Consider the following 22,698-nt stretch of genomic DNA (forward strand, 5'->3'; position numbering starts at 1 on the left):
CGAGCCGGTCTGACCGGTTGTTGTTCGTCGTTGCTGACTGCCCGTCAGAAAAGCATGAAGGCTCTTCTCGTCTCGCGCAATGCTCCCTATCCTGCGGGCGCTCCGACTCCTGGGTGCTCCGGCTGATGGTGTTCCGACGACCGAAGGGAGGGCGCATGTCTTCGCAGCCCTCGCCCGACCCGCTCGCCGCCCAACTCGCCCCCGCCTCCACCGCGCTGCTGACCGTCGAATGCCAGCGAGGCGTGGTCGGCGCGGACAGCGCCCTGCCCGAACTCGCCCACCAGGTACGGAGCACGGGCGTGCTGGACCGTATCGCGGAGCTGACCGCCACGGCGCACCGGGCGGGCGTACAGGTCCTGCACGCCGTCGCGGAGCGCCGCCCGGACGGCAGGGGCGCCAACCGCAACGCGCGGCTCTTCCGCGCTGCCGAACGGCTGCCCGTACGGCAGTTGGCGGGCTCGCCCGCCGTACAGGTGGCCGAGCCCGTCCCGGTCGCGGAGGAGGATCTGGTCGTGCGGCGACTGCACGGCCTCTCGCCGCTCGCCGGCACCGACGTGGACGCCCTGCTGCGCAACCTCGGCGTGCGTACGCTCGTCGTCACGGGCGTCTCGGCGAATGTGGCGGTGCCGAACGCGGTCTTCGACGCCGTCAACCTCGGCTACACCGCCGTGGTGCCCGCCGACGCCATCGCCGGAGTGCCCGCCGACTACACGGCTGCGATGATCCAGCACACGCTGGCGCTGGTCGCGACGGTCACGACCGCCGACGAGGTGCGGGCACGCTGGACGGACTGACCCGCCGCGTCCGCCACCCATGCCTCCCGGCAGACAGGCTCCGGACTACACGGTGGTGTAGCAGTAGGAGACGAGGGTCTTGCCCGGCTTCGCCTTGGTGACCTTCTGCTTCACGACCTTGCCGTTGACGAGTACCTGGCAGCCGATCTCCGCCTTGGGCTCGGAGGACGACGTCTGCATGTTCACCATGCGGCCCGACTCCAGCTTGAACTTCTTCGACCAGGGCGTCTTGAGCCCGTCGATGTCCAGGTCCTCCCTGTCGACTCCCTTGCCGAGGACGCCCGGAACGTAGACATTTGCCGGGGAGTCGCCGGTCACCTTGATCTCGACGGTCACCATGCCGTCGCCGCCGTCCGCCTTCGCATCGCTGCCGCCGCTGCTGCTACTGCCGCCGCCACGCGCTGACTTCTTGCTGCCGCCACCGTCATCGGAGCAGCCCGCCAGCAACAGTGCCGTCGCGGCGAGAAGGCAGGCCGCGGCCTTGTGAATACGCATGGCGGGGATCGTGGCACGGGGAGATCACCGATGCCGGGGAATCCGGGAAAGTATTCCGCAGAACATTCCTACTGACCTGGGGATTCCCGCCGTCGCCGTCCTGCCGGTTGCCGCAAGTCGAGGCGGCTTCCGGTCCGACGGCGGCCAGGGGGACCGCGAGCAGCAGGCTGACGCAGCGCAACGGCCTGGCCTGACAGGCACCTCACACAGGCGGATGCCCTCCGGAGGGATGGCGTATCAGGTTGCTCCGCCCTCGCGGCAGGATGCCCGCCCTTACGACGCCGCCGCCCCGGGGCGGGCAGGCGGGCCGGTCACAAGCTCGCCAGGAGATCGTCGAGCGGAGCCGGCACCTGTTCGGGGGCCAGGGCATCCACGAGGAGGTGGCCGTAGCGGATCTTGCGGCCTTTCTTCGTACCGAGGAACCGCCGCAACTGCTGCTGCCGGGGCCGACCGCGCTGCGCGGGCTGGCGGACGAACGTCTGCCAGGCGCGGAGGTCGCCCTCCGCTCGGATGATCCCCTCCACTCTCGCGGTGCCCAGCGCACGGATGAGCTCGTCCTCCAGATCGGTCACGCATACGAAGAAACCCCCCTGTGGCACCCGCGCACGTCTCAGCCCCCGGTCGTAGAAGCCCTGCTCGCCCTCGTCGCACAGACCCGTCAGACGCAGGCCGAGGCCGGGCGGTCCGAGGAGCCCGGCGTACCGGCCGACGCTCATGGCCCCGCCCATCGGTACGACGCACACCCCCTCGGCGGCCAGGTCCCGCCCCCGCCGCGCGGCCAGCGTCTCAACGGCGGCGAAGTCGCTCGCCCCCTCCAGCAGCACGGCCGTCCGCACCCCCAGCCGCCGGGCCAATTCGCCCGCCGACCCGCCGGAACCACCATTCGCCCAACCACTGACCGCGTCCCGGAACGCCCCCATGTCCGCCATGCGCCAAGTCTGCCTTCCCCTCTCCCACCCGGCACCCGATATTCGATCGTTCCGTGCACGGCCCAACTGCACAGCCCTTCCCCGCTGCTGCGCCCCCAGCTCACAGCCGGGGACCGGTCAGGGTGCCCACGCGTTCGGCTGTGCCGTGGGCCCAGCGGGTGGAGCCGATCGCGCCGAGGGCCACGATGCTCGCGCCGAGTGCGAGGGTCATCCACCACACGCCGTGCGCCGCGCCTGTGAACGCCGTTCCGCCGCGTGCGATCTGCGGGCCGATCACTGTTCCGGATATCGCGACGCCCAGTGTGGTGCCGGCCTGGCGGCCGGTGGACGCCAGGGAGCCGGCCAGCCCGGCCATCGAGCGGGGCATCCCGGAGATCGCCGAGTTGCTGATCGGCGGGTTGACGGCACCGAGGAAGACGCCGAACAGCAGGTAGACCGCCAGCACGGCCGGGAGGGGGGTGTCCGGCCGCAGCGTGAGTGACACGCCGCCGCCGAGGGCCAGGACGCTCCCGGCTGCCACCAGCGGCAGCCGGGGGCCGCGCTCGCCGACCATCCGCCCGGCGAGCGGGGAGACCACCAGGACCGGCAGCCCGACCGGAAGCAGGCACAGCCCCGCCGCCACGGGCGGCAGCCCGCGTACGTCCTGCAGGTACTGGGTGGTCACGAACAAGAACGCGCCGAAGCCGCACAGAGCGCACAGCGCCGCCACGATCGCCGAACTGAACGGCACGCTGCGGAAGAGACGCAGCTCCAGAAGCGGGTCGGTACGGCGCGACTCGTACCGGAGCAGCCCCGCCGCACCGAGCGCGGCCACGACGAGCAGCCCGACGATGACCGGCGAGGACCAGCCGAGCGACCCCGACTCGATGACCGCGTAGACGACGCTGCCCAGGACCAGGACCATCAAGATCTGCCCGACCGGGTCGAACCGGCGAGCCCGGGTGGCACGGGACTCGGGCACGAACAGCGCGGCGCACACGATCGCCGCGGCCACGACCGGGACGTTGATCCAGAAGACCGACCGCCAGCCGAGAGCGTCGACCAGCACGCCGCCCAGGATGGGGCCGAGCGCCAGCGCCAGCCCGGACGTCGAGCCGAAGATCCCGATGGCCCGTGCCCGCTCGGCGGCGCCTGTGAACGTGTTCGCGACGATCGCCATGGCCACCGGGTTGAGCATGGTTCCGCCGACGGCCTGCAGCACGCGCGCCGCGATCAGCCAGCCCATGCCCGGCGCCACGCCGCACAGCAGCGACCCGAGGCCGAAGGCGGCGAGCCCCGCCTGGAAGACGCGCCGTCGGCCGACCCGGTCGGCAGTGGACCCGGCCAGTACCAGGAACCCGGCCAGCACCAGGGTGTAGGCGTCGACCGTCCACTGGAGACCGGACTCCGAGGCGCCCAGATCACGGCCCATGGCGGGAAGCGCGACGTTGACGATGGAAATGTCCATCACCACGACGATCATGCTGGCGCAGCAGACCGCGAGCACCAGGAACTTGCGGCGCCGGCTCATCTCGGCAGCCCTGGGGGGAGACAGCACTGAGGAACTCATGGCAAGGACGCTAGGATTTAGAGCGTGCTCGAAATCAAACCCCAATCGGCCTCCGGTGCTGCCGCCGAGCCGAAAGCACGCGCCGACGCCGTGCCCGCGGAGGGCCTGACCATCGGCGAGGCGGCCCGCCGCACCGGGGTGAGCGTGCACACGCTCCGCTACTACGAGCGCGCCGGCCTGGTCGTCACCCCGGTCGACCGCACGAGCGGCGGCCGCCGCCGGTACCGGGAACTCGACCTCAAGTGGATCGTCGTCTGCACCAAACTGCGCGCCACCGGCATGCCCATCAGAGGCATTCGCCGCTACGCCGAACTGGTCGCCGCGGGACCGGGCAACGAAGCCGAACGGCTCGCCCTGATGGAAGCCCACCGTGCCGATGTCCTGGCCAGACTGGCCGAGACCCAGGAGAACTTGAAGACGATCGACCGCAAGATCGAGACCTACCGGAAGAGCGTGGCCAAGGGCGACGCCGACCGGCTGTGGGCACCGGTGGAACCCGGCCCCGGCTGAGCCGCGCACGGTCGGTCGGCTCAAGAAGCAGGCGGGAGCGCGAGCGCTGAGCAGGGGGCGGTGCGCTGCCGGGCAGCGAGGTGTCGCGGACCCTGGCCGGCGGGGGCGGGAAAGGTGCCGCCTGTGGCACTGTCAGGGGTGGTCGCCGTCGGTGTTGATCACGTCTTCGACAGCGGCCCGGGCGCCCGTGGTGGTGCCGCGCGCCCGGTCGGACAGGTCCCATGGCCGAATGAGCATCGTGGCACCACAGCCGCCCAACGTCTTTACGGGCCCAGGTCGCCCCAGCAGCTCACCCCTTTCCCTCGAGCACGCCCAACGCCGTGTGGAGCACAGGTTCGACGTGTAGGCGCGTGCCGTCCCGGTCGAACACCTGAAGGGCTTCCAGGCAGTTGATGGCCTCGCGCGCCTCGTCGGTGGAGAGGCCGGCCATCTCGGCAGCGGTGACGAGGTAGATGTCGTCGTGCCATTCCGTACCAAGCTGTTCGACGACCTCGTCGTATGCGGTCTTGAGGACGTCGCTCTCCAGCAGACCCACGGCCTCGACGAACTGTTCGGCACCGTTGCTCTGCGCCAGCCACGACGTCAGGTCGCTCAGCACTCTGTCCTGGTCGGGCCGACCCTTTCGCAATTGCAAGGCCAGGTCCAGCAGGTACGGCCAGCCGCCGGTCGCCGCCGCGAGACGGGTCAGTCGTTCCTCTGTCTCGCACAGGCTGTAGCGCTGCGTCCAGTCCTTCAGGCTGCGCAGATCGTGTCGGCGCAACACTACGACGGTGTCGTGGTCGGCGTCGGGCCCGGTGAGGAGGTCGGACCAGAAACCGAGCTGGGCCACACCCGACACCAGGACCACGGACCTGGTGGCCTCGGCAGCCTCGGGCAGGACCGTGCTTGCCAGGTCGAGGGACTCACGGCAGGACTTCTCACTGCTCAGTGAGAGATCGCTGATGAGCAGTCGCCGCTCGCCTGCCCGGCCTGCGGCGAGTTCTCTGCGGAACGTCTTGGCGCTGCCGATCGGGGGCACCGACCAGCCGGCCACCTTGCCGGTCACTGCCCGCAAGGTCCGCTCCACGTCCGCGATGCCCGTTGCCTGTGTACCGAGCACGACACGCACCTGGTTGCCGGACTCTCCCAGCAGGTAGTCGATCTGGTTGACGGTGAGCGGGGTGGATCGGTCGTCGAAGAGGTCCGGACGGCTCTCCAACACGACCGTCTCCTCCAGCCGGGACTCCTTCTCCGCGCGCAGCAGCCGCGCCTCGATCTCCTGGGCAGTGCCGATCATGCGGAGGGCGTTGGGCCCTCGCAGGTGCCAGCCCTGCCCGTCGTTGTTGGGCGCAAGGACACCGAGGCCCACCATCTCTTGGAGGTAGGCGCGGAAGCCCTCGCTGTCCAGCTGCTCGAATCCGCGGGGCCACCAGCCGGCGCATTCCTCCCGCAACTCCCGGTCGCTGAGCCGCGTTTCGAGGCCGTTGTCACGGGCGTGCTGAGCGAGGACGTTGGCGATGACGTGGTAGCGGTCGTCCAGGGCGAGGGTGTCCTTGAACGCCGCGGTGATATCCGAACGCAGCGAAGCATCCTGCTCCACCGCGTCCACGTCGGACTCCTCGATCGTGTAGGGAGGCGGGCCGAGCGGTGTGCCCGCCCTCTTGCCCTGCATGACCTGCACCATCCTGCTGCCGAAGATCTGCAGCAAGAAGGGCTGGTACGAGCAGAAGCCCAGCACCCGGTTGACGAGGTCGACGTCGGCGAACTCGAAGCCGAGCGCCCGCATCGGGTGCACGATCAGGTCGGCTGCGAACTGGGGAGCAAGCGGTCCGACGACCGTCGGCGTCTGCGCCAGATGGCTGAACGGGCCGTTCCTGGCGAGCCGGGTGAAGCGCTGCACCGAGTGCAGACCGGCGAAGACGACCTTGGCACGGCCGCGCGAGTCCTCGCCCAGCCCGCGCAGCCGTCGGGTCTCTGTGCACTCGGGAACGTCCGCCTCGAAGAAGCGGTCGCATTCGTCGAGGAGGATGAGCAGCCGCCGGTCGGGGTCCTCAGCGAGCCAGCGGGCGATCCCGCCGGTGACCCGCTGCCACGACTCCTGCCGTGGCCCCCGGCGCCGGGGCTCCTCCAGGACCCCTTCCCTGATCAGCTCCTGGTCCAGCGTGGGCCAGATGGCTTCCGCGCCGAGTGCGGTGCCCCGGCCGATGCCGATCTTGTCCAGATTGAGGTAGAGCTTGCGGTGTGCTCCGGGGCGCTGTTCTTCGAAGCGGTCGCCGGCGTCGGCGAGCAGGGCCGACTTGCCGAGCCCCCGGCCACCGTAGAGGATCTGGGTCCCCGCGGGGTCATGGATGTTCTTGCGCTCGCGGTCCCGGCCGTAGAACATCTCCCGGCCGATCTGGCCCCGCTTCTCCTTGATGTACGGGTTCACAGCGGAGAAGGGCAACAGCGTCTCGGTGGTGGCGTCCACCCGCCGGTTGCCGTGCGCGACGAGGTAAGCCAGCGCGGCGTCGTCGACGACCAGGATCGGCTTGGTGCCCTGGGAGGCGGCGGCCAGCTCGATACGGGTCCTGCTGTCCAGCGTCCCGAAGTGGACGACGAGCAGGCTGCTCTCGTCGGGGTCCTGGAGCGCGCGGCTGATGAGCAGTTTCGCCGCGGGGCGGCCCCAGATCAGCAGGGCACGCAGTTTGCCGCCCCGGTCCTTGATCTGCGACCCGAACGCCGGAGCCCAGGCACGGCCGGTGACGTGCACCTCCGCGAGCTCGAAGAACCGGTAATCCTTGCCGCGCGGCAGGTCGTCCAGGGGCCGGGCCCGCCGCGCCTCGTATCCGAGCAGGGACAGGGCCGGGGTGAGGCTCGCACGAGGGTTGATCTTGATGCGGTCCTTGGTCGCGGCCAGCGTGCTCCACAGTTCCAGGGCCCCGGCAGCGCGTTCGGCCTCTTCTTCCGAGAGCCCGGCGTAGTCGAGAACGGTGTCGTCACCGTGTCGTCCTCGGGCCCGGACGGCCGCGATCAGCTCGGGGCAGATACCGCCGGGCAGCGCTTCGGGCACTGCGGGGAAGAACGCCTCCAGATGAGAGTCCTCGGACCTGATCTCCGGTACCGGCTCACCCAGTTCGAGGAAGTAGACCAGTTCGGCCGCGGTGGCCAGGTTGTCGGTGTCCAGATTGCGCTGGACTCGTTCGCGGTCCTCCGCGCTCACGTCCGTCAGCGCGGCCAGTCGGGCACGCAGCCGGTCGGCGGCTTCCTTGCGGTAGCGGGGCAGGAGTTCCTCGACCCGGTCGAGGTTGCGGCGGACCGCGGCAAGCTCGTCCGGCCCGTCGTGCGCCAGATGTGCTCTGGCGTCCACCAGCAGCTCCTGGAGGCTGACGTCCTGCTCGACGGTGAGCGCCTCGTCCGCCTGGGACCGGCGGAGCCGGGCGGCCAAGTGCCGCTGCTTCTCGCCGAGCGCCGAGCGGCGCTCGATCTCCAACGTGGTGAGCTGTGCGCGGCGCTCCTCGGACAGGGTCAGTGTGTGGGCCGCCGCGAGCAGGCCGAGGTCGGCGAGCCCCAGAATCGTACGGACGACCCCGAACTCGTCACCAGCCAGCCGGTGCTCGATCGCGTCGTCCCAGGTACGGTCCACGGCTTCCAGCAGGCCGTCCAGGGTTGGCCTCTCGCCCAGCATGGTCGGCCGTGCCTTGTACAGCTCGACGTCCATGACCTGCTGGACATCCGGCTCGGCTCCCTTCTGGACCGGCCGGCTGCCGGCGTCCAGGCCGGCGAAGATCTCGGCGAACAGGTCCCGGGCCACGTAAGCGGTGGATCTCGCCAGGACCGAGGAACTGCGTTCGGCCGCGGTGAGGTCGTCGGTGACCCGTTCGCGCAGATCGAGGAGGGAGAGTCGCAGCGAGGCGACGGACTGGAACGCCCACACGTTCTCCTCCGCACGTTCTGCTTCCAGGTCGCGCTTGACCGCACGCCACCGCCGCACGGCGTCTCGCACCCGCTCCATGCAGTGGCGGACGTTGTTGCGGCCCGACCCCTGGATGCTGCGACCGCCCGGCCCACGCAGTGCTGCGTCCATTTCGTCTATCGCCGCCTCGACCTGCGTGCGCCGCGCGAGGTTCTCCAGCAGCTCGTCCGCTCGAGTCGCGGCATCCGGGGCCCCCGCCACGATCGCGGTCAGCACGCTGCCGAGCAGCCCGGTCGGAGCCAGCCAGTGCTGCACCATGGCGCTGGCCCGCTGGAATCGCATCCGAGGCACGGTGAGCAGAACCTGGCAGGCCTCCACGGCGGACCGCAGCTCGCTCTCGGTGTGGGAGACATCGGCGACGACGGTGTCGGGCGGCGCCACGAGCAGTGCGCCCTGAAGGGCGCGCTCCGCCACCGTGGTGGCCACCTCGTGCAGTGCGTCCGGCAGTTGAGGGGCCAGCGCCCGCAATTGCGCACCGACCACGGGCGCGCCCGTCACCAGAGCTGCTCGGACCAGCGTGGGCAGCAGGAGCAGGGACAGAGCGTCGGTGTCGCTCTCCTTGCGGGCCTCCCACTCGTGCAGCGACTCCTCGATCACCTGAGCCACGCGGCCGGTCCTGGAGCGCAGCAGTGTCGCCGCGACTGCAAGGCGCAGGACCGCGGACTCGGTTTCCGGGCGGTCGGCGGCCTGCGACAGATGGGCGGCGAGCCCGAAGCGCTTTTCGGCGATGAGCCGGGCGAGGACCGGCTCGATTTTCTTGGAGCGAGTGCCGTCGGCGTCACGGGTGACGGTCTCTGCGGTCGCCGTTGGCTCGGCGATGACCGGCAGGGCCGGCGCAGGCTGCGGCTCCGCGGCATCGCTGGACCGGGAAGGATGCTCCTCCGGACCGGAAACGGCGGTGTGTTGGTTCTGCCGGTCCTGCGCCACGGGCGTGCCGGTGTCGCCGCCCGCAGCAGTGGCCGCTTCCGAGGCAACGGCTGGGGCCGGGGTCTCCTGAGCATCGGCGGCCTCGGCGTTGCCCGTGCCCAGCGGGGCCGCCGTGTCGTCATCGGCGATCCTGTTCTCGCCCACCGTGATCTGCTTGTACAGCACCGCGGCGACGGCGTAGGGCGGATGCGCGACCGACAGCTGCTGCTGGAGGTCGATGATCTCCTGCTGTGTGTCGGACTGGTCCTCCATGAGGGCGAGGCGTGCCAGCAGCGTGAGGAAGCGCGCGCAGGTGTCGTCCTTCTCGTCCCACCGCTGCTTGGCCAGCAGCCCCTCCGCAAGCTGTCTGGCATCAGCGACCACCGTGGCAACAGCACTGTCCGGAAAGCAGTCGAAGGTTGTCACCGTCGCCAGCATGCGACGGGTCTCGGCGTTCCTCTCGTTCTGTTCGGCGCGCGCTCGGAGCTCGTCGATCGCCGTGCGGATATCGGTGAGGCGTTCTGTGACGCTGGTGGCGCCGAGCGCGGCGAGTACGGAGAGCGCGCGGGAGAACGCGGGAGCGACGGCGGTGAGCGGTGCCAGATCGGTGTCGGCGGGCGGACGCCCGTCCAGCAGGGAGGTGCGCAGGCGGTCGGCGGCTCCTCGCGCCTCCTCGATGACGCGCTGGAGTTCCTCCTCAGCCGCGGCCAACTCATCCAGGGACTCCCGCTCACCGCGGGGCCGGCGTCCGTCCTCCGCGGTGGGCCCGGCCTGCTTCGGGGGCTCCGTGTCGTCGGGTCGGGGAGCCGGGATGGCCGCCATCTGCGAGGTGCCCTCGGCCGCCGCGTCCTCATGCGGCTCCGGGGGCCGGTCGAAGGCGGAAGTCTCGTCGATCACCCGCTGGGCGGCCTTGGCCACCGCGTCCCGGGCGGACTCGCCCGCTTCGATGCCGAACCAGTCGTGGTCGGCGGCCCAGATGAGGACACGGGCGTCGTACGCCGACGCCTGGATGTGGGAGAACAACGCCAGGCGGAGCAGGCGTGCTCCCCAGCGGTCCACGAGGCCGGGCCCGTTGCGGGCGGCTCCGTGCTCCCCGACCGTGCGGTCGAGGTCGTCCATGATCCGCGCCGTGAGGTGGGACGCGGCGTGCCTGCGGGCGACCGGCTCCACCCGTCGCATCCGTTTGAGTACCTGCTCGCTGAGTACGTGCCCGAAGCGCCGCGGCTCCACCTTGCGGAACCCGAGGCCGCTCATGATGGTCTGACGGTCCTTGGGCCCGAGCGAGTTGAGCGCGAGTTCCGTCTCTGTGACGGTGAGGCCGTCCAGGGCACCGTCAAGGACCGGGCCGAGCCCGTCGAGGGCTGCGGCGAGTTCCTTGAGCACAGTCGGCGGTGTGCCCTGCGGGGAGAACGGTGGTTCGGCAACCACGCGATAGCTGGCGGTCATTCAGTCCCGATCTCTTGGATTCCGTGGTGTGGATGCGGGGGGTGTACGGCGCGCTGGCGTGCTCGGTCCGCCAGAAGGTCAGCGACGGCGGAAGTGTGCGGTGACGAAGGTGTAGCCGGTTGGCAGCTCCCAGCCGTCCGCCTTTCCCACGTGGCGGCAGTGTTCGCGGTAGGCGGCGCGCTGCGCGTCGGTCGGTTCCGAGTTCGGGGGCAGCCTCCGCAGGAAACCGTGGACGAAGTGCTCCACACCCCCTACCTGTGCGGGCCTACCGAATCCCGAGCCTGGCCGTGGCACCATCACGGGGTTCGGCGCGTAGCCGATCAGGGCGATCGTGGGCTCGTCCTCGCGGGCGGGGTAGTGGGGCTCGCCGTCCGCGCCACGGCTGCCGACGGCTGGGAAGAGGTGCCGTTCGACGAGGAGTTCCTCCACGGCCTGCTCCAACGCGGTGACTTGGTGCGGGGCTGGAGCCGTGTCGTAGACGCCGCGGGGAAGGGCGCTCCGGTCGAGCAGGGCATGCCCGTCGGGCGTGAGCCGGCCGAAGCGTCGTACGGCCCGAAGGACGAGGCGTCGGGTGTCCAGGCCGACGGAGGAGTCGCCGTCCCGGTCGCTGCCCGGAGCTCCTTCCCGGGTGAGGACCGCGGGGGCGTAGCGGTGCGCGATCAGCTGCCCGTCGATCTCGACGGGGTCCTCCAGCTCGACGGTATGGACGCGGAACGCAGTGCCCCCGCGCGGCCACTGGATGTACAGGCACAGCCCGGGGAAGAAGTCGATGGGCCACTGGACGTTCCGCAGCATGCCGCTTCCCTCGGTGAGGTCCACAAGGACCTCCTGGGCCTCCTCGGACGGGTCGAGCTCCCCACCGGGATGGCTGAGCTCCAGGCGGGCGGGGACACGCTCCAGGCCGAGATACCTCAGCCCGTCCCGGACCATCCGCCTCAGCGGCAGTCTGTCCTCCAGGAGGTGGGCGAGACGCAGCGGGAGTTGCCAGCAGATCTCGCTGTCGTCGATCCGTACGTAGCTGGGCGGGCCGATCCGGTCGCTGTCCTGGAGCGGCGCGTCGGCGGGTTCCGCTTCGAGGTACCGCTCTTCCTCGGTTTCCTCGTGGAAAGCGCTCCGCAGGGGCGGTTCGGGTGGCTGCACCGCGCCATGCCAGCCGCGTCCCGCCGGGCGCAACGGGTTGCTGTCGTCCGCTTCCTCGGAGCCGGGATGGTGCGCCCGCCAGATCCCGCCGCTCTCGAAGTCGTCGTCGAGCGTGATCCGTACGTCGGCCCCGGCGCGAAGGCCGTGGTCCGTGTCCCCGCGGATGAAGTCCGCGACCGCGAGGTTGGCGCGGCACACCGAGACCGCGTACTCCACACCCGTCAGCAGTGGTTCGGCACCGTCCACGCCGCGCAGCCAGGGCCCGATCGCCGTGTACACGGTGCGGGAGTCGCTCAAGCCATGACGTCGGCGAGTGGCCGGTGCGGCGCTGCGCTCCAGTGAGCCCGTCAGCGCTCGCAGATCGGCTCCGCCCAGTGGCCCGTCGTGGCACAGCCCGGCCCCGATGCGGCTACGGGTCAGCGCGTAGTGGCCCCAGCTTCGCAGTGCGTCGCTGGTGCGCAGGGCATGAGCGACCGTGTCCAGCAGCCCGATGAGGGCCGCTTCGATCCGCTCCTGGGTGCTGCTTCCAGCCAGGTGGGCGACGGACACCGGAACGAGAGGGCTCAGCAGCGCCTCCCGCTGGTGGGTGAGCAGGTGGTGCACGAAGGCGGTCGAGTCGTCCAGCTCGGTCTGCCGTGCGGAACCGTACCGGGCGTCGATGACGACATGTCCGTCCCTGTTGAGCCACTTCTGGTGTGCCCGGAACCTCGTCAGCTTTGCCTCGCCGAGCTGTAGCGCCGGGCCGAAGGCCGTGAGGTCGGGTACCAGCAGCTCCCGGCGAACGGGCCGCGGTGCCTTGTGACTCTCCTGCGGCTCCCGCACGCCTGCCGGGGCCCCGGACACCCACGCGGGTACGTCGGCGCCGTCCTCGATCGCCGGGTGGCGGCCCTCTTTGTAGACGATCTCGGCGAACAGCGGATCGGAGCCGGTTGCGATCCGGACGAGCGCTCCGACGGGCAGGGCCGGTGCCTCGTCACCCAGCGTCAGGGAGGGGAAGGCGTCCAGGTCGAAGGGACCGTTCCCATGGCCGTCGCCGCCGAGTTCGTAGCCGAAGTAGGCGGCGTTGAAGGCGACCGTGGTGTGCACCGGACACGCACGGGCTGCGACCACCGCCTCCAGATAGCGGCGCAGCCGCTCCAGGTCCTCGGGGGGCGTGTTCCGGTGTCCGCCGGTCATGGAGGGGGTGAGCACCGGCTCGGCGTCGTACGGCTGCCAGATGTCCGCCCCGTTGGTGATCACCGTGGTCATGCCTCGCCCCCCTTCCGCGCTGGGCCGCTTCCCGGCCGAGTGGACCCCGGATGCCGCGCCGGGCGGACGGCGCGCCAGAGGCCGTCCGGCCCTTCGACGGCCGCTTCGGCTGCGGCCAGCCGTGCGAGGCTCGCGCCGACTTCGGCGAAGGGGAGATCGGCCCGGCCGCCGAAGTGGCGGCTCTCCCGTATCGCCCTTGGCAGTAGGGTCATCTTCCGGTTCCTCGGGTTGTAGGAGGACTCGTCCCCGCGCAGTGCGTGCCACAGTCGGCGCGGGTGCGCGCCCTGCGGCTGGAGTTGCAGCAGCCGGTGCATTTGGATGTCGACCCGCCGGTTCCGCAGCGCGGTGTCGGTGCTGCCGCCTTCGCGGGGGCGCGGGCTGCCGAAGGCTTGGGCGACGGCTGGGCGGCGCTCTTCCACGGGCCAGTGGCCGGTGTCCCAGCAGGCGGAGCAGCGGCAGCGGGCCGTGGTGCAGCAGCCCTCGGGCAGGTCGGTGAGGCCGAAGTAGTCAGCGAAGATCCGCTGGGCACAGACCGTGCTCGCGTCGAAGAAGTGCCGCAGCCTGCCCAGCTCCTCGACGGCTCGGCGCCCGCGTCGGCCGAGCACCGGGAGAAAGCCGTCCGGCAGAGTGCGGGTTCGAATCGTCAGGCCGGTCACGAGGCGGCGGCTGGGTGCCGCGGAGACGTCCAGGAGTCCACGGTCGTGGAGATCGGCCAGCAGTTCCCAGGTCGCCGCCGGTCCGTCGGCAACCGAACGGTACTCGGGGCAGCGGGCGGAGAGTTCCCGGTCGAGGATCCGCACATCGACGGGCTTTCGGGTGGGCCAGGACAGGGCGGTGTCGATGAGGTCCTGCTCCAGCCGCGCGAGCCCGGCCGCTTCCGCATCGCACTCCGTACTGCACTCTTCAGCTTCGGTGTCTCCGGGCCCTTCAGATGCGGTGTGCGTCCGTCCCGTGCCGTGGCCGGCCGGCTGGAGGTCGCCGGGCCGGACCGCGCAGTACGGTGGGTGGTCGCCGAGGTCCTCGACCGCGCCTAGGTCGGCGAGCGCGCTGAACGCTCGCATGACGCCGCCCTGGTAGCGCTCGTGTGTGTGCCGGTCCTCCAGCTCCGCCTCGCTGAGCGCACCGCTCGCGGCGTCCTCGGCCATGAGTGCGTCGGCCAGTCGTGCCGGGTCCAGCGTGCCGTTCCGCTGTGCGAGGACGAGGGCGCCCATGCGTCGCAGGAGCGAGGCAGGGACTTCATGGCCCGTCATGAAGCGGACCATGCCCAGGCCCCGGCTCGTCGCCAGGGCGAGACCGCTGTTGACCGGGCCCTCGCCGGTCGTTCCCAGGCCCGCGCTGTCGCGTCCGGCCCGTCCCAGCTGCTGGTAGAGCGCGGCGAGGTCGGTGGGCGGCGACACGCACAGCACGGTTCGTATGTCGGGCCTGTTGACGCCGAGCCCGAACGCGGAGGTGGCTATCACCACGACTGGTACGAAGCCGTCGTCCCCCTCCCGGGGCGCTTCCCGGAACTCCGTCATGACGGCTGCCTTCTCCGCCTCCGTCAGCCGACCGTGGAAGCGCAGCACGCGTATACCGGCATCACCTATGTACTCGCGCAGGTGTTTGTAGAGGGTGTTCACCTCCTTGACGGTGAGGCAGTAGAGGATGGCGTGACCGTCGATCACATCCACGACGCTCTCCACCAGTCCGGCCACCCCGCTCTGACCGAACCGGTCGAGGGAGCGGCGGAAGACGGCGAGTTCGGGCCGGATCGGACTTTCGTGCACCGTCACCAGCCCACCGACCACACCGGGATTCTCAGCTTCCGCCCCCGCCGCTGCCGAGGCGGGCTCCGGCACCTCGGCTGCCAGGCCGAACAGCCCTTCGCGCAGCGCCTCGTGAACCGCACGGTTGGCGGTCGCGGTCACCGCGGTGACCGCGACCCCATGGTCCCGGCGTAACTCGTCCAGGAATCTGCTGACCCGCCGCATGCTGGGCCGGAAGTCCTCCCACTGCGCCAGGGTGTGTGCCTCATCGACGGCGATCCGGGACACCCGGCCCGCCCCCGCGGCCGCGCGCACGGTCTCTCTGAAGCGCCGCTGGCACAGGCGTTCCGGGCTGACGTAGACCAGGCGGATGCCGTGGTCGGCGCGGCCGAGCAACTGGTCCGTCACTTCCGTCTTGCCGGCCCTGCTGCTGGACTCGCGCAGCGGAGAGATCAAGGCCCGGACCGCGCCGCCGATGGACCGGTTGAGTTCGAGGGCCTGGTCGTGCATGAGGGCGACGAGCGGGCTGACGACCACGGTGACGCCGGGCAGGACCAGCGCGGGAAGCTGGAAGGTGAAGCTCTTCCCGAAGCCGGTGGGCAGCAGTCCGAGTGCGTTGCGGCCCTCCGCGACAGCGGTGATGACGGCCTGCTGGGCCGGTTTGAGGGCCACGGGTTCGTCGGTGAGCCGCAGCAGGCCGCCGATACGGGCGCAGCGGTCCCTGACCTCGTCGGCGAGCAGCCCCTGTTCCCGCAGTATCCGCGTCTCCTTCGCGGTCAGCGCGAGTGCGCGGATGCGCCGGGTGTGCGGCAGGAGAGTGTGCCGTTCGAGGGCTTCGTCTGTGCACAGTTCGCCGGCCCGGGCGGTTTCCAGAAGGTTGTGGGCCGCCATGAACTCCCAGATCCGACGCCAGCCTTCGGCCATGGTGGTGACGTTGCCACCGCCGGTGTCGCCGGTGTCCGGGTCGGGGCGTTCCAGCCCGTCGTCGAGGCTGCCGAGGAAGGCGCGCCGGTAGGAGCGGCGCAGGCTGCTCTCTCCGGCGAGTTTCCGGTCGCTGATGACGACGACGCCGCGGTGCCGGTCGGAGCGGATGAGCCTACCGACCGCTTGGCGGAGCTGGAGCGCGGCGAGCGGCAGATAGAAGTGCTCAGTGGCGGCGCCGTCCGGATCGGGGTGGCCGGCACGCCCGGCGCGCTCGGCGACCGCCGCGCGCCGGGCTTCCACGATCGGAGCGGCGAAGGGAGCGAAAGGCAGCTTGTTGATCCAGACCAGACGCAGCCGCTCGGCGTCGGAGACATCCACTCCCTGCCAGAGCCCCTTGGTGCCGACGAGGAACCCTCCGCCGTCCCTCCGGTCGGTGAAGGCCTGGTAGGCCCGGCCGTTGCCGAGGGTGAGCGCCTCGACGACCGGAGTGTCCAGGGCTCGGGAGCGCAGCTCTTCCACAAGGTGGAAGCCGATGCCGGCGGCAGTCGACCGGGCGGTCGTGAGGATCATGCCGCCGCCGTCGAACCCGCTTCCGTCGGCGCGTTCACGCGTCATCTCGGCGGCGAAACCGGCCACCTGGTGGGCGACGGTCCGCAGGGCGCCCTCCTCCTGTTCGGCCCAGGAGGGGAAGTCGGAGAAGCACACGACTTCGGCCTGGCCGCTCAGGTCGAACGGGGAGGGCAGGGCCAGCACAGGCAGGTCCTCGGGCAGCCCCAGCCGGCTCCGTATGAAGTCCCACTCTCCTGCGACGCGCAGCGTCGCGGAGACGTAGTGGACGCGGTCGAAGGACTCCAGGTAGCGCCGCCACTCCGGATCGGCGGGCAGGTCCACGGGGCTGGTGGCGACGCGGAAGCGGTAGGAGCGCAACTCTGGCTCGGGATCGGCCAGTTCCTCCAGGTGGATCACCCGGGAAGGGAGCACCTCGTCCAGGGGCAGGGCGGGGTCGAGGAAGGCGCGGACGTCGGATGTGATGCGGTCGAGGGCCGTGGTGAGGGAGTCGGTGTGCTCCCCGAGCGCGGTCAGGCGTTCCCGCACCAGCGGGTCGATCCCGGCCGCATGCTGGGCCACGTACCGCTCCAGGGCGATGCGGCAGCTCGCGAGTGCCTTGGCGATGCTCTCCAGCACCAGCGCGAGCCGTCGCGTGTTCCTGGTACCGGAGGTGCCTGTGTAGGGGCTGGCGAGCGTGGTCGCCCGGCTGCCGATCCGTACGCCCACCCCCTTGGCCTGTGCGTCGAAGGCCTGAGCCGCGAGCCGGGGGAGCCGTTCGTCATCGAGTAACCGTTCGAGGTTGGTGATCGCCGCGGCGGCGTGGTCGCGTGCGGTGCCCGGGTGTGCGTCCGTGACCCAGGCGTGGTATTCCGGCAGCAGCGCTTCCAGGTCCTGGTAGTCGACGGCCACGGTCAGCGCGGAGGTGGCGGCGTTCTCCAACTCGTGAGCCTCGTCGATCACCAGGAGCACATCGGACCCGAGTGCGCGCAGGTCGTCCAGGTGGGAGAGGACGAGCGCGTGATTGGCGAGGATGAGGCGGTGACCCCCGATGGCCTCCCGGACGGTGTCGGTGTGCACGGTGAGCGGGTTGCTTGCGGCGGGCCCGTAGTCGCCGTCCCGCTGGGACAGCGACTCGAGCCACCGCGCAAGACCGCGCCCCATGTAGTCGGTGAAGAAGGCGGGCAGGTCCACCGGGTCGACGGAGCGCGCCGTCCACGACTGAGGGGGAGCTTCGGCAGTGAGCAGGCGGAGCGCGAGGAAGACCGCGAGTTCACGGAAGCGGCGCGGCTTGGAGAGCCGGGTGCGGGTCGCACCCGCGGAGGGGCGCCGGCGGGTGGCTTCGGCGAGGGCCTTCGTCAGGGCAGCAAGGGAGAGCCGGTTGGACTTGCCCTTGACCAGGTCAGCCAGCTCGAGGATGCCGGGCAGGGCCCGCTCCAGATCCTGGATGTCCTTCGCCAGCTGGCTCTGTAGCTGTTTGGTGTACGTGGCGATGACAGCGGTACGGCTCTCGCTTCCGGCGAGCCAGTCGAGCGCGGCGGCGAGAACGGCGTAGCTCTTTCCGGTGCCGGTGGGTGCCTCCAGCAGGCCACTGACGCCGCGGTCGGTCCAGTCGTGCAGTGTCGTCGTCATCTCCTGCTGGGCAGGCCGGGGTTCCACGCGGGAGCCGTGTACGACCCGAGCGAGAGCGGTCGGCTCAACCCGCTTGCCCGCCCCTCGCAAGGTGTCCGGTACGTCTACGGCGCCCCGGCCCGGTGCCCTTCGATCAGGGGTGCGGCGCGGTGCGTGGTGTGCGAACTCAGCACCCAAGATGCGGGCTACGTGCGCCTGCTCCCACACGAGCGGCTCCCGTTCGGTGGTGGCCTTGCCCTTGGCCAGTTCGCGCAGTAGCCGCCACGCGTCGGAGTCGGGGCAGACGTCGGCTACGAGGTCGCGCAACTCGGCTGTTCTCGAGGCGAAATCGGCGGCGGCCCGTTCCAGGAGGCGGACGAGCAGGACCGCGTCACCGTCCGCTGTGTGGGCTCGTAGGCCCGAACGCGACACGCCGAGCTGGAGCGCCAGGTCCTGAAGCCGGTGGGAGGTGGCGGTCGGCCAGACAGCGAGCGCGAGGTACAAGGCGTCGACGGGGCGAACGGAGGAGAGCGGATCGCTTCTACCGGCCTCCTTCGCCGCTTGGCTGATGACGGGGAAGTCCAGTGCCGTGCCGTTGTAAGCGACAATGACATCGGCGTCCGACAGGAAGTCGCCCAGCTCGTTCCATGCCTGCTGCCCGGGTACCCCCTGGCTCAGCACGGCGTCCCGTACGCTGCCGTCACGCAGCTCCTCACCATCGTCCGGGAACCTGAGGTACCGCTGCCAACGGGGCGCCGCCGCGACCCACTCCCGGTCGGCGCCGAACCTGACGGCTGCCACCTCGTAGACGTGCCGCTCCAGGTAGGGAGCGGTCGCCGTCGTCCGCACGATGCTCTCGACGTCGAGGGCGACGGCCCGCAACACGGATGTCTCGTCCAACGGCGTGACAACAGCCGCCTTGGTGCCCGGCTTCCGTCGTTCCGGCGCCCCCTGTTCCGGGATCACCGATTCCTGCGGAGCAGCAGGCAGGAGGCGGCCCCCGGAGGCGATCAGCAGACCTCCGCGGACCGCTTCGGCGACGAGCTTGACCAACCGCTGCTCGGGTAACCTGCCGAACTGCCTCTTCGCCTCGACGGCCAGGTCCCGCTCAGAGATTCCGGATGGGAAAGCGCGGACCAGCTCTGCGACTTTTCGCGACGCTGCGGAAACCGCCTGCCCCTCGGGCATGCACACCCCTCCCTACGCACGGCGCCGGTCCATACCTGACCGCACCGTTCCGCGCCCTCGGCTCCCCTCCCCTGGAGAACCGGGACGTGACACGCATCATAGATAAGTTTGTAAATTCTATGGAACACTTGGGAAATTACTGGGTAGCGGCAGGGCACGGAGCAGACGAGGACACCGCACCTGGATTCCCCAGGTCGAACGGGCAACGCCTGTTGGTATTTGTCTGCATTCTTCCGCCCTGAGATCGCCTTCTGGGCGGAATTGCGAAGGGTACCCCCGGTGCCACGTGTCCGACTGCACCACAGGGATGAAGCGATTTCCTGCGCCTGACGGTGGGCAAGATGGCACTCATCCCCGAAAGGCTGGACCCGCCGGGTGAGGACGGTCTTTCCTTCACCGCCCACAGCGCCGATGCCGGTACACCGGACGCCGACGCCTGGAAGCTCCTGCCCACCCTGTCTGTGCTTCCGGATGCGCCCCCAGCGGCACCCGATCGCGGCTCTCCCCGCCCACCACGCTACTCCCCGCATTCTCCCCAGGGGGTCAGGGCGGGTTGTCGGGTCGGAGGGGTCCGGCAACCCACCGTCGATCTCAAGGGTGCACGGCCGTATAACCTGGGAAAATGCTCCCCGAAGTCACAGCCACGCGCTACGTCACACCACTGCGCGAGGGCGGTTCGCTCCCCGGTCTGGTCGAGGCCGACGACCTGGGGACCTATGTCATGAAGTTCACCGGCGCAGGCCAGGGTCGCAAGACGCTGGTGGCCGAGGTGTTGTGCGGGCGGCTCGCGCAGCGGCTCGGTCTGCGGGTGCCCGAGTTGGTGCGGACCTGGCTCGATCCGGTGATCGGTCTGTCCGAGCCCGACGAGGAGGTGCAGGAGCTGCTGAAGGCGAGCGGCGGACTCAATCTCGGGATGGACTTCCTGCCCGGCTCGCTGGGCTTCGACCCGCTCGCCTATCAGGTGGGGGCCGAAGAGGCCGGCCGTGTGGTGTGGTTCGACGCGTTGGTCAACAACGTGGACCGGTCGTGGCGCAACCCCAACATGCTGGTGTGGCACGGCGATCTCTGGCTGATCGACCATGGCGCGACGCTGATCTTCCACCACAACTGGCCGACGGCGCGGGCCTCCGCCGAGCGGCCCTACGACGCGTCCGACCACGCGCTGGCCCCCTTCGCGCCGGACGTCGAGGAGGCCGCCGCAGCGCTGGCGCCACGGGTGACGGGGGAGCTGCTGGCCGAGTGTGCCGCCGAGATCCCCGACGAGTGGCTCGCCGACGAGCCCGGTTTCGCCGACGCGGACGAGGTGCGCGCCGCGTACACCGAGGTCCTGGCCTCCCGCGCCCTTACGATCCATGAGCGGATCACGCTCGGCGAGCCGAGCAAGGACGGGCCCTCGCAAGCGCCGGGGTGGCTCACCGGGAAGGGCGGCGGTGCCAAGTGAAGCGGATTCGTACGGCGGCAGGGGCGCGCGAGGCGCGCGGCGATCTCGATGTGTTCGAGTACGCGCTGCTGCGTGTCGTTCCCCACATCGAGCGCGGCGAGCTGATCAACGCGGGGGTCCTGGTCTACTGCCGGGCGCGTTCCTTCCTCGCCGCGCGCACCCATCTCGACGAGGACCGGCTGTTCGCCCTCGATCCGTGCGCCGATGTGCGCGGCGTACGAGCCGCGCTGCACGCCGTCGAGGGAGTGTGCAGCGGCGGTCCGCAGGCCGGGCAGGCGGCCGGGGAAGAGGTGGGGCGGCGCTTCCGGTGGCTGGTGGCGCCGCGCAGCACGGTCGTCCAGCCCGGCCCGGTGCACACGGGGCTCACCGCCGACCCGGAGGCCGAGAGCGAGCGCCTGCTGGACCTGCTGGTGCGGTGACGGCCGCAAGGAGCCGACTGCTCCGACTGCTCACCGGCTGCTCGCCAGGGGCGGGCGTTGACACCGCATCGCCCGCCCCATAGCGTCACGACTGCTAAAGGTACTAAGCGGTTGCTCACCCACTCAGGCCGAGGAGAGACCAGCATGTCCAGCACCGAGCAGCGAGTCGCCATCGTGACGGGCGCCGCCCGAGGGATCGGCGCGGCCACGGCCGTCCGCCTGGCGGCGGAGGGCCACGCCGTCGCCGTCCTCGACCTCGACGAGGCCGCCTGCGCCGACACCGTCGAGCAGATCACCGAGCAGGGCGGCAAGGCGCTCGCCGTCGGCTGTGACGTCTCCGACTCGGCGCAGGTCGAGACCGCTGTCGCACGCGTCGCCGAGGAGCTCGGCGCCCCCCTGGTGCTGGTGAACAACGCCGGGGTGCTGCGCGACAACCTGCTGTTCAAGATGAGCGACAGCGACTGGGACACGGTCATGAACGTGCACCTGCGGGGCGCGTTCCTGATGTCCCGCGCCTGCCAGAAGCACATGGTGGACGCCGGCTACGGCCGCATCGTCAACCTCTCCTCCTCCTCGGCGCTCGGCAATCGCGGCCAGGTCAACTACGCGGCGGCGAAGGCCGGTATGCAGGGCTTCACCAAGACCCTCGCCAAGGAGCTGGGCAAGTTCGGCATCACGGCCAACGCGGTGGCCCCGGGCTTCATCGCCACCGATATGACCGCTGCCACCGCCGAGCGCGTCGGCATGGGCTTCGACGACTTCAAGGCGGCGGCCGCCACTCAGATCCCGGTGCAGCGCGTGGGGGAGCCCGAGGACATCGCCAACGCCGTCGCGTTCTTCGCCGACGAGAAGGCCGGCTTCGTCTCCGGCCAGGTGCTGTACGTCGCAGGCGGACCCCTCAACTGACGGCCGGCGAGGAGCGGAAGAGATGACGGAGCAGACAGCGGGCGGACCGCGCCCGGACACCGGGAAGGTCGCCCTCGTGACGGGCGGCAGCCGCGGCATCGGCTACGGCATCGCCGAGGCGCTGGTGGCGCGCGGCGACCGGGTGTGCATCACCGGCCGGAACGAGGACGCGCTCAAGGAGGCGGTCGAACGGCTCGGCGCGGACCGGGCGATGGGGGTCGCGGGCAAGGCGCACGACCTCGACCACCAGGCGGCCGCCGTCGAGCGGGTGATGGCGGCCTACGGGCGTGTCGACCACCTGGTCAACAATGCCGGAACCAACCCGGTCTTCGGCCCCATGGCCGAGCTGGACCTGGCGGTGGCGCGCAAGGTGTTCGAGACGAATGTGATCTCGGCGCTCGGCTTCGCGCAGCGCACCTGGGCGGCCTGGCAGCAGGAGCACGGCGGGACGATCGTCAATGTCGCCTCGATCGCGGGCATCTCCGCCTCGCCGTTCATCGGCGCGTACGGCATGAGCAAGGCCGCGATGATCAACCTGACGCAGCAGCTCGCGCACGAGTTCGCGCCGAAGGTCCGGGTGAACGCGGTGGCGCCGGCCGTGGTCAAGACGAAGTTCGCCGTCGCGCTCTACGAGGGGCGTGAGGAGGAGGCGGCCGCCCGCTACCCGATGGGCAGGCTCGGCGCCCCGGAGGACGTGGCGGGTGCCGCGCGGTTCCTGACCTCCGACGATGCCGGCTGGATCACCGGCCAGACGCTGACCGTGGACGGCGGCCTGTTCCTCAACGCCGGCGTCGAATAGCCGCTCTGGCTCGCGCGTGGGCCGGTTCGGCTCCGCCCGTCGGGGCGCCGGGCGGGCGCGGGACGGGCGCTGGGCCGGCATGAGCGGCCGCTGGGCGGGCGCCGCCTTTCCGCGCGGTGAACATCCTCTGGCCCGGATGTCCGGGTGCCGGACCGCAGGTACCGGCACCCG

At 70.7% G+C, this 22,698-nt stretch carries 12 protein-coding genes; 6 read left to right on the top strand and 6 right to left on the bottom strand.

Annotation, left to right across the window (positions count from 1 at the left end):
* Nucleotides 1-155 precede the first annotated feature (155 nt).
* Complete coding sequence (locus HC362_RS29420; protein WP_243087188.1) at nt 156-794, top strand: cysteine hydrolase; 639 nt, start codon at nt 156-158, stop codon at nt 792-794.
* 45 nt (nt 795-839) lie between these two features.
* Here the strand turns inward: HC362_RS29420 and HC362_RS29425 are convergent, their stop codons facing one another.
* The 3 genes from HC362_RS29425 to HC362_RS29435 form a co-directional block, all read right to left on the bottom strand.
* The gene (locus tag HC362_RS29425) at nt 840-1,289 is read right to left on the bottom strand and encodes a hypothetical protein (RefSeq protein WP_243087189.1); all 450 of its coding nucleotides are present in this window, start codon (nt 1,287-1,289) and stop codon (nt 840-842) included.
* A gap of 311 nt (nt 1,290-1,600) precedes the next feature.
* The gene (locus HC362_RS29430) at nt 1,601-2,218 is read right to left on the bottom strand and encodes a TOPRIM nucleotidyl transferase/hydrolase domain-containing protein (RefSeq protein WP_243087190.1); all 618 of its coding nucleotides are present in this window, start codon (nt 2,216-2,218) and stop codon (nt 1,601-1,603) included.
* Nucleotides 2,219-2,318: 100 nt separating this feature from the next.
* The gene (locus HC362_RS29435) at nt 2,319-3,767 is read right to left on the bottom strand and encodes a DHA2 family efflux MFS transporter permease subunit (RefSeq protein ID WP_243087191.1); all 1,449 of its coding nucleotides are present in this window, start codon (nt 3,765-3,767) and stop codon (nt 2,319-2,321) included.
* Nucleotides 3,768-3,791: 24 nt separating this feature from the next.
* Here HC362_RS29435 and HC362_RS29440 point away from each other — a divergent pair, with 24 nt between their 5' ends.
* Nucleotides 3,792-4,277 carry a MerR family transcriptional regulator gene (locus HC362_RS29440; protein WP_243087192.1) on the top strand — a complete coding sequence of 162 codons (486 nt, stop codon included), beginning with the start codon at nt 3,792-3,794 and terminating at the stop codon, nt 4,275-4,277.
* Between the two features lie 289 nt (nt 4,278-4,566).
* On the opposite strand, the gene HC362_RS29445 is transcribed toward HC362_RS29440, so the two are convergent.
* The 3 genes from HC362_RS29445 to HC362_RS29455 all read right to left on the bottom strand — a co-directional run bounded on the left by HC362_RS29445 (nt 4,567) and on the right by HC362_RS29455 (nt 18,962).
* The gene (locus tag HC362_RS29445) at nt 4,567-10,560 is read right to left on the bottom strand and encodes a hypothetical protein (protein ID WP_243087193.1); all 5,994 of its coding nucleotides are present in this window, start codon (nt 10,558-10,560) and stop codon (nt 4,567-4,569) included.
* Between the two features lie 78 nt (nt 10,561-10,638).
* Entirely contained in the window at nt 10,639-12,948 is a 2,310-nt protein-coding gene (locus HC362_RS29450; RefSeq protein WP_243087194.1) for a hypothetical protein, read from the bottom strand.
* Entirely contained in the window at nt 12,945-18,962 is a 6,018-nt protein-coding gene (locus HC362_RS29455; protein ID WP_243087195.1) for a DEAD/DEAH box helicase, read from the bottom strand. The genes HC362_RS29450 and HC362_RS29455 overlap by 4 nt, the downstream gene beginning before the upstream one ends.
* A gap of 622 nt (nt 18,963-19,584) precedes the next feature.
* On the opposite strand from HC362_RS29455, the gene HC362_RS29460 reads away from it, so the two are divergent.
* The 4 genes from HC362_RS29460 (at nt 19,585) to HC362_RS29475 (ending at nt 22,527) form a co-directional block, all read left to right on the top strand.
* Nucleotides 19,585-20,403 (top strand): HipA family kinase, encoded by an 819-nt coding sequence (locus tag HC362_RS29460; protein WP_243087196.1) that lies wholly within the window; start codon nt 19,585-19,587, stop codon nt 20,401-20,403.
* Complete coding sequence (locus tag HC362_RS29465; RefSeq protein WP_243087197.1) at nt 20,400-20,822, top strand: DUF3037 domain-containing protein; 423 nt, start codon at nt 20,400-20,402, stop codon at nt 20,820-20,822. Before HC362_RS29460 ends, HC362_RS29465 begins: the two co-directional genes overlap by 4 nt.
* A 144-nt stretch (nt 20,823-20,966) precedes the next feature.
* Entirely contained in the window at nt 20,967-21,728 is a 762-nt protein-coding gene (gene fabG / locus HC362_RS29470) for a 3-oxoacyl-ACP reductase FabG (RefSeq protein ID WP_243087198.1), read from the top strand.
* Nucleotides 21,729-21,750: 22 nt separating this feature from the next.
* The gene (locus tag HC362_RS29475; RefSeq protein WP_243087199.1) at nt 21,751-22,527 is read left to right on the top strand and encodes an SDR family oxidoreductase; all 777 of its coding nucleotides are present in this window, start codon (nt 21,751-21,753) and stop codon (nt 22,525-22,527) included.
* The last annotated feature ends 171 nt before the right edge of the window (nt 22,528-22,698 follow it).

It is taken from the genome of Streptomyces sp. 891-h, assembly GCF_022760275.1.
Taxonomy (GTDB): Bacteria; Actinomycetota; Actinomycetes; order Streptomycetales; family Streptomycetaceae; genus Streptomyces; species Streptomyces spirodelae.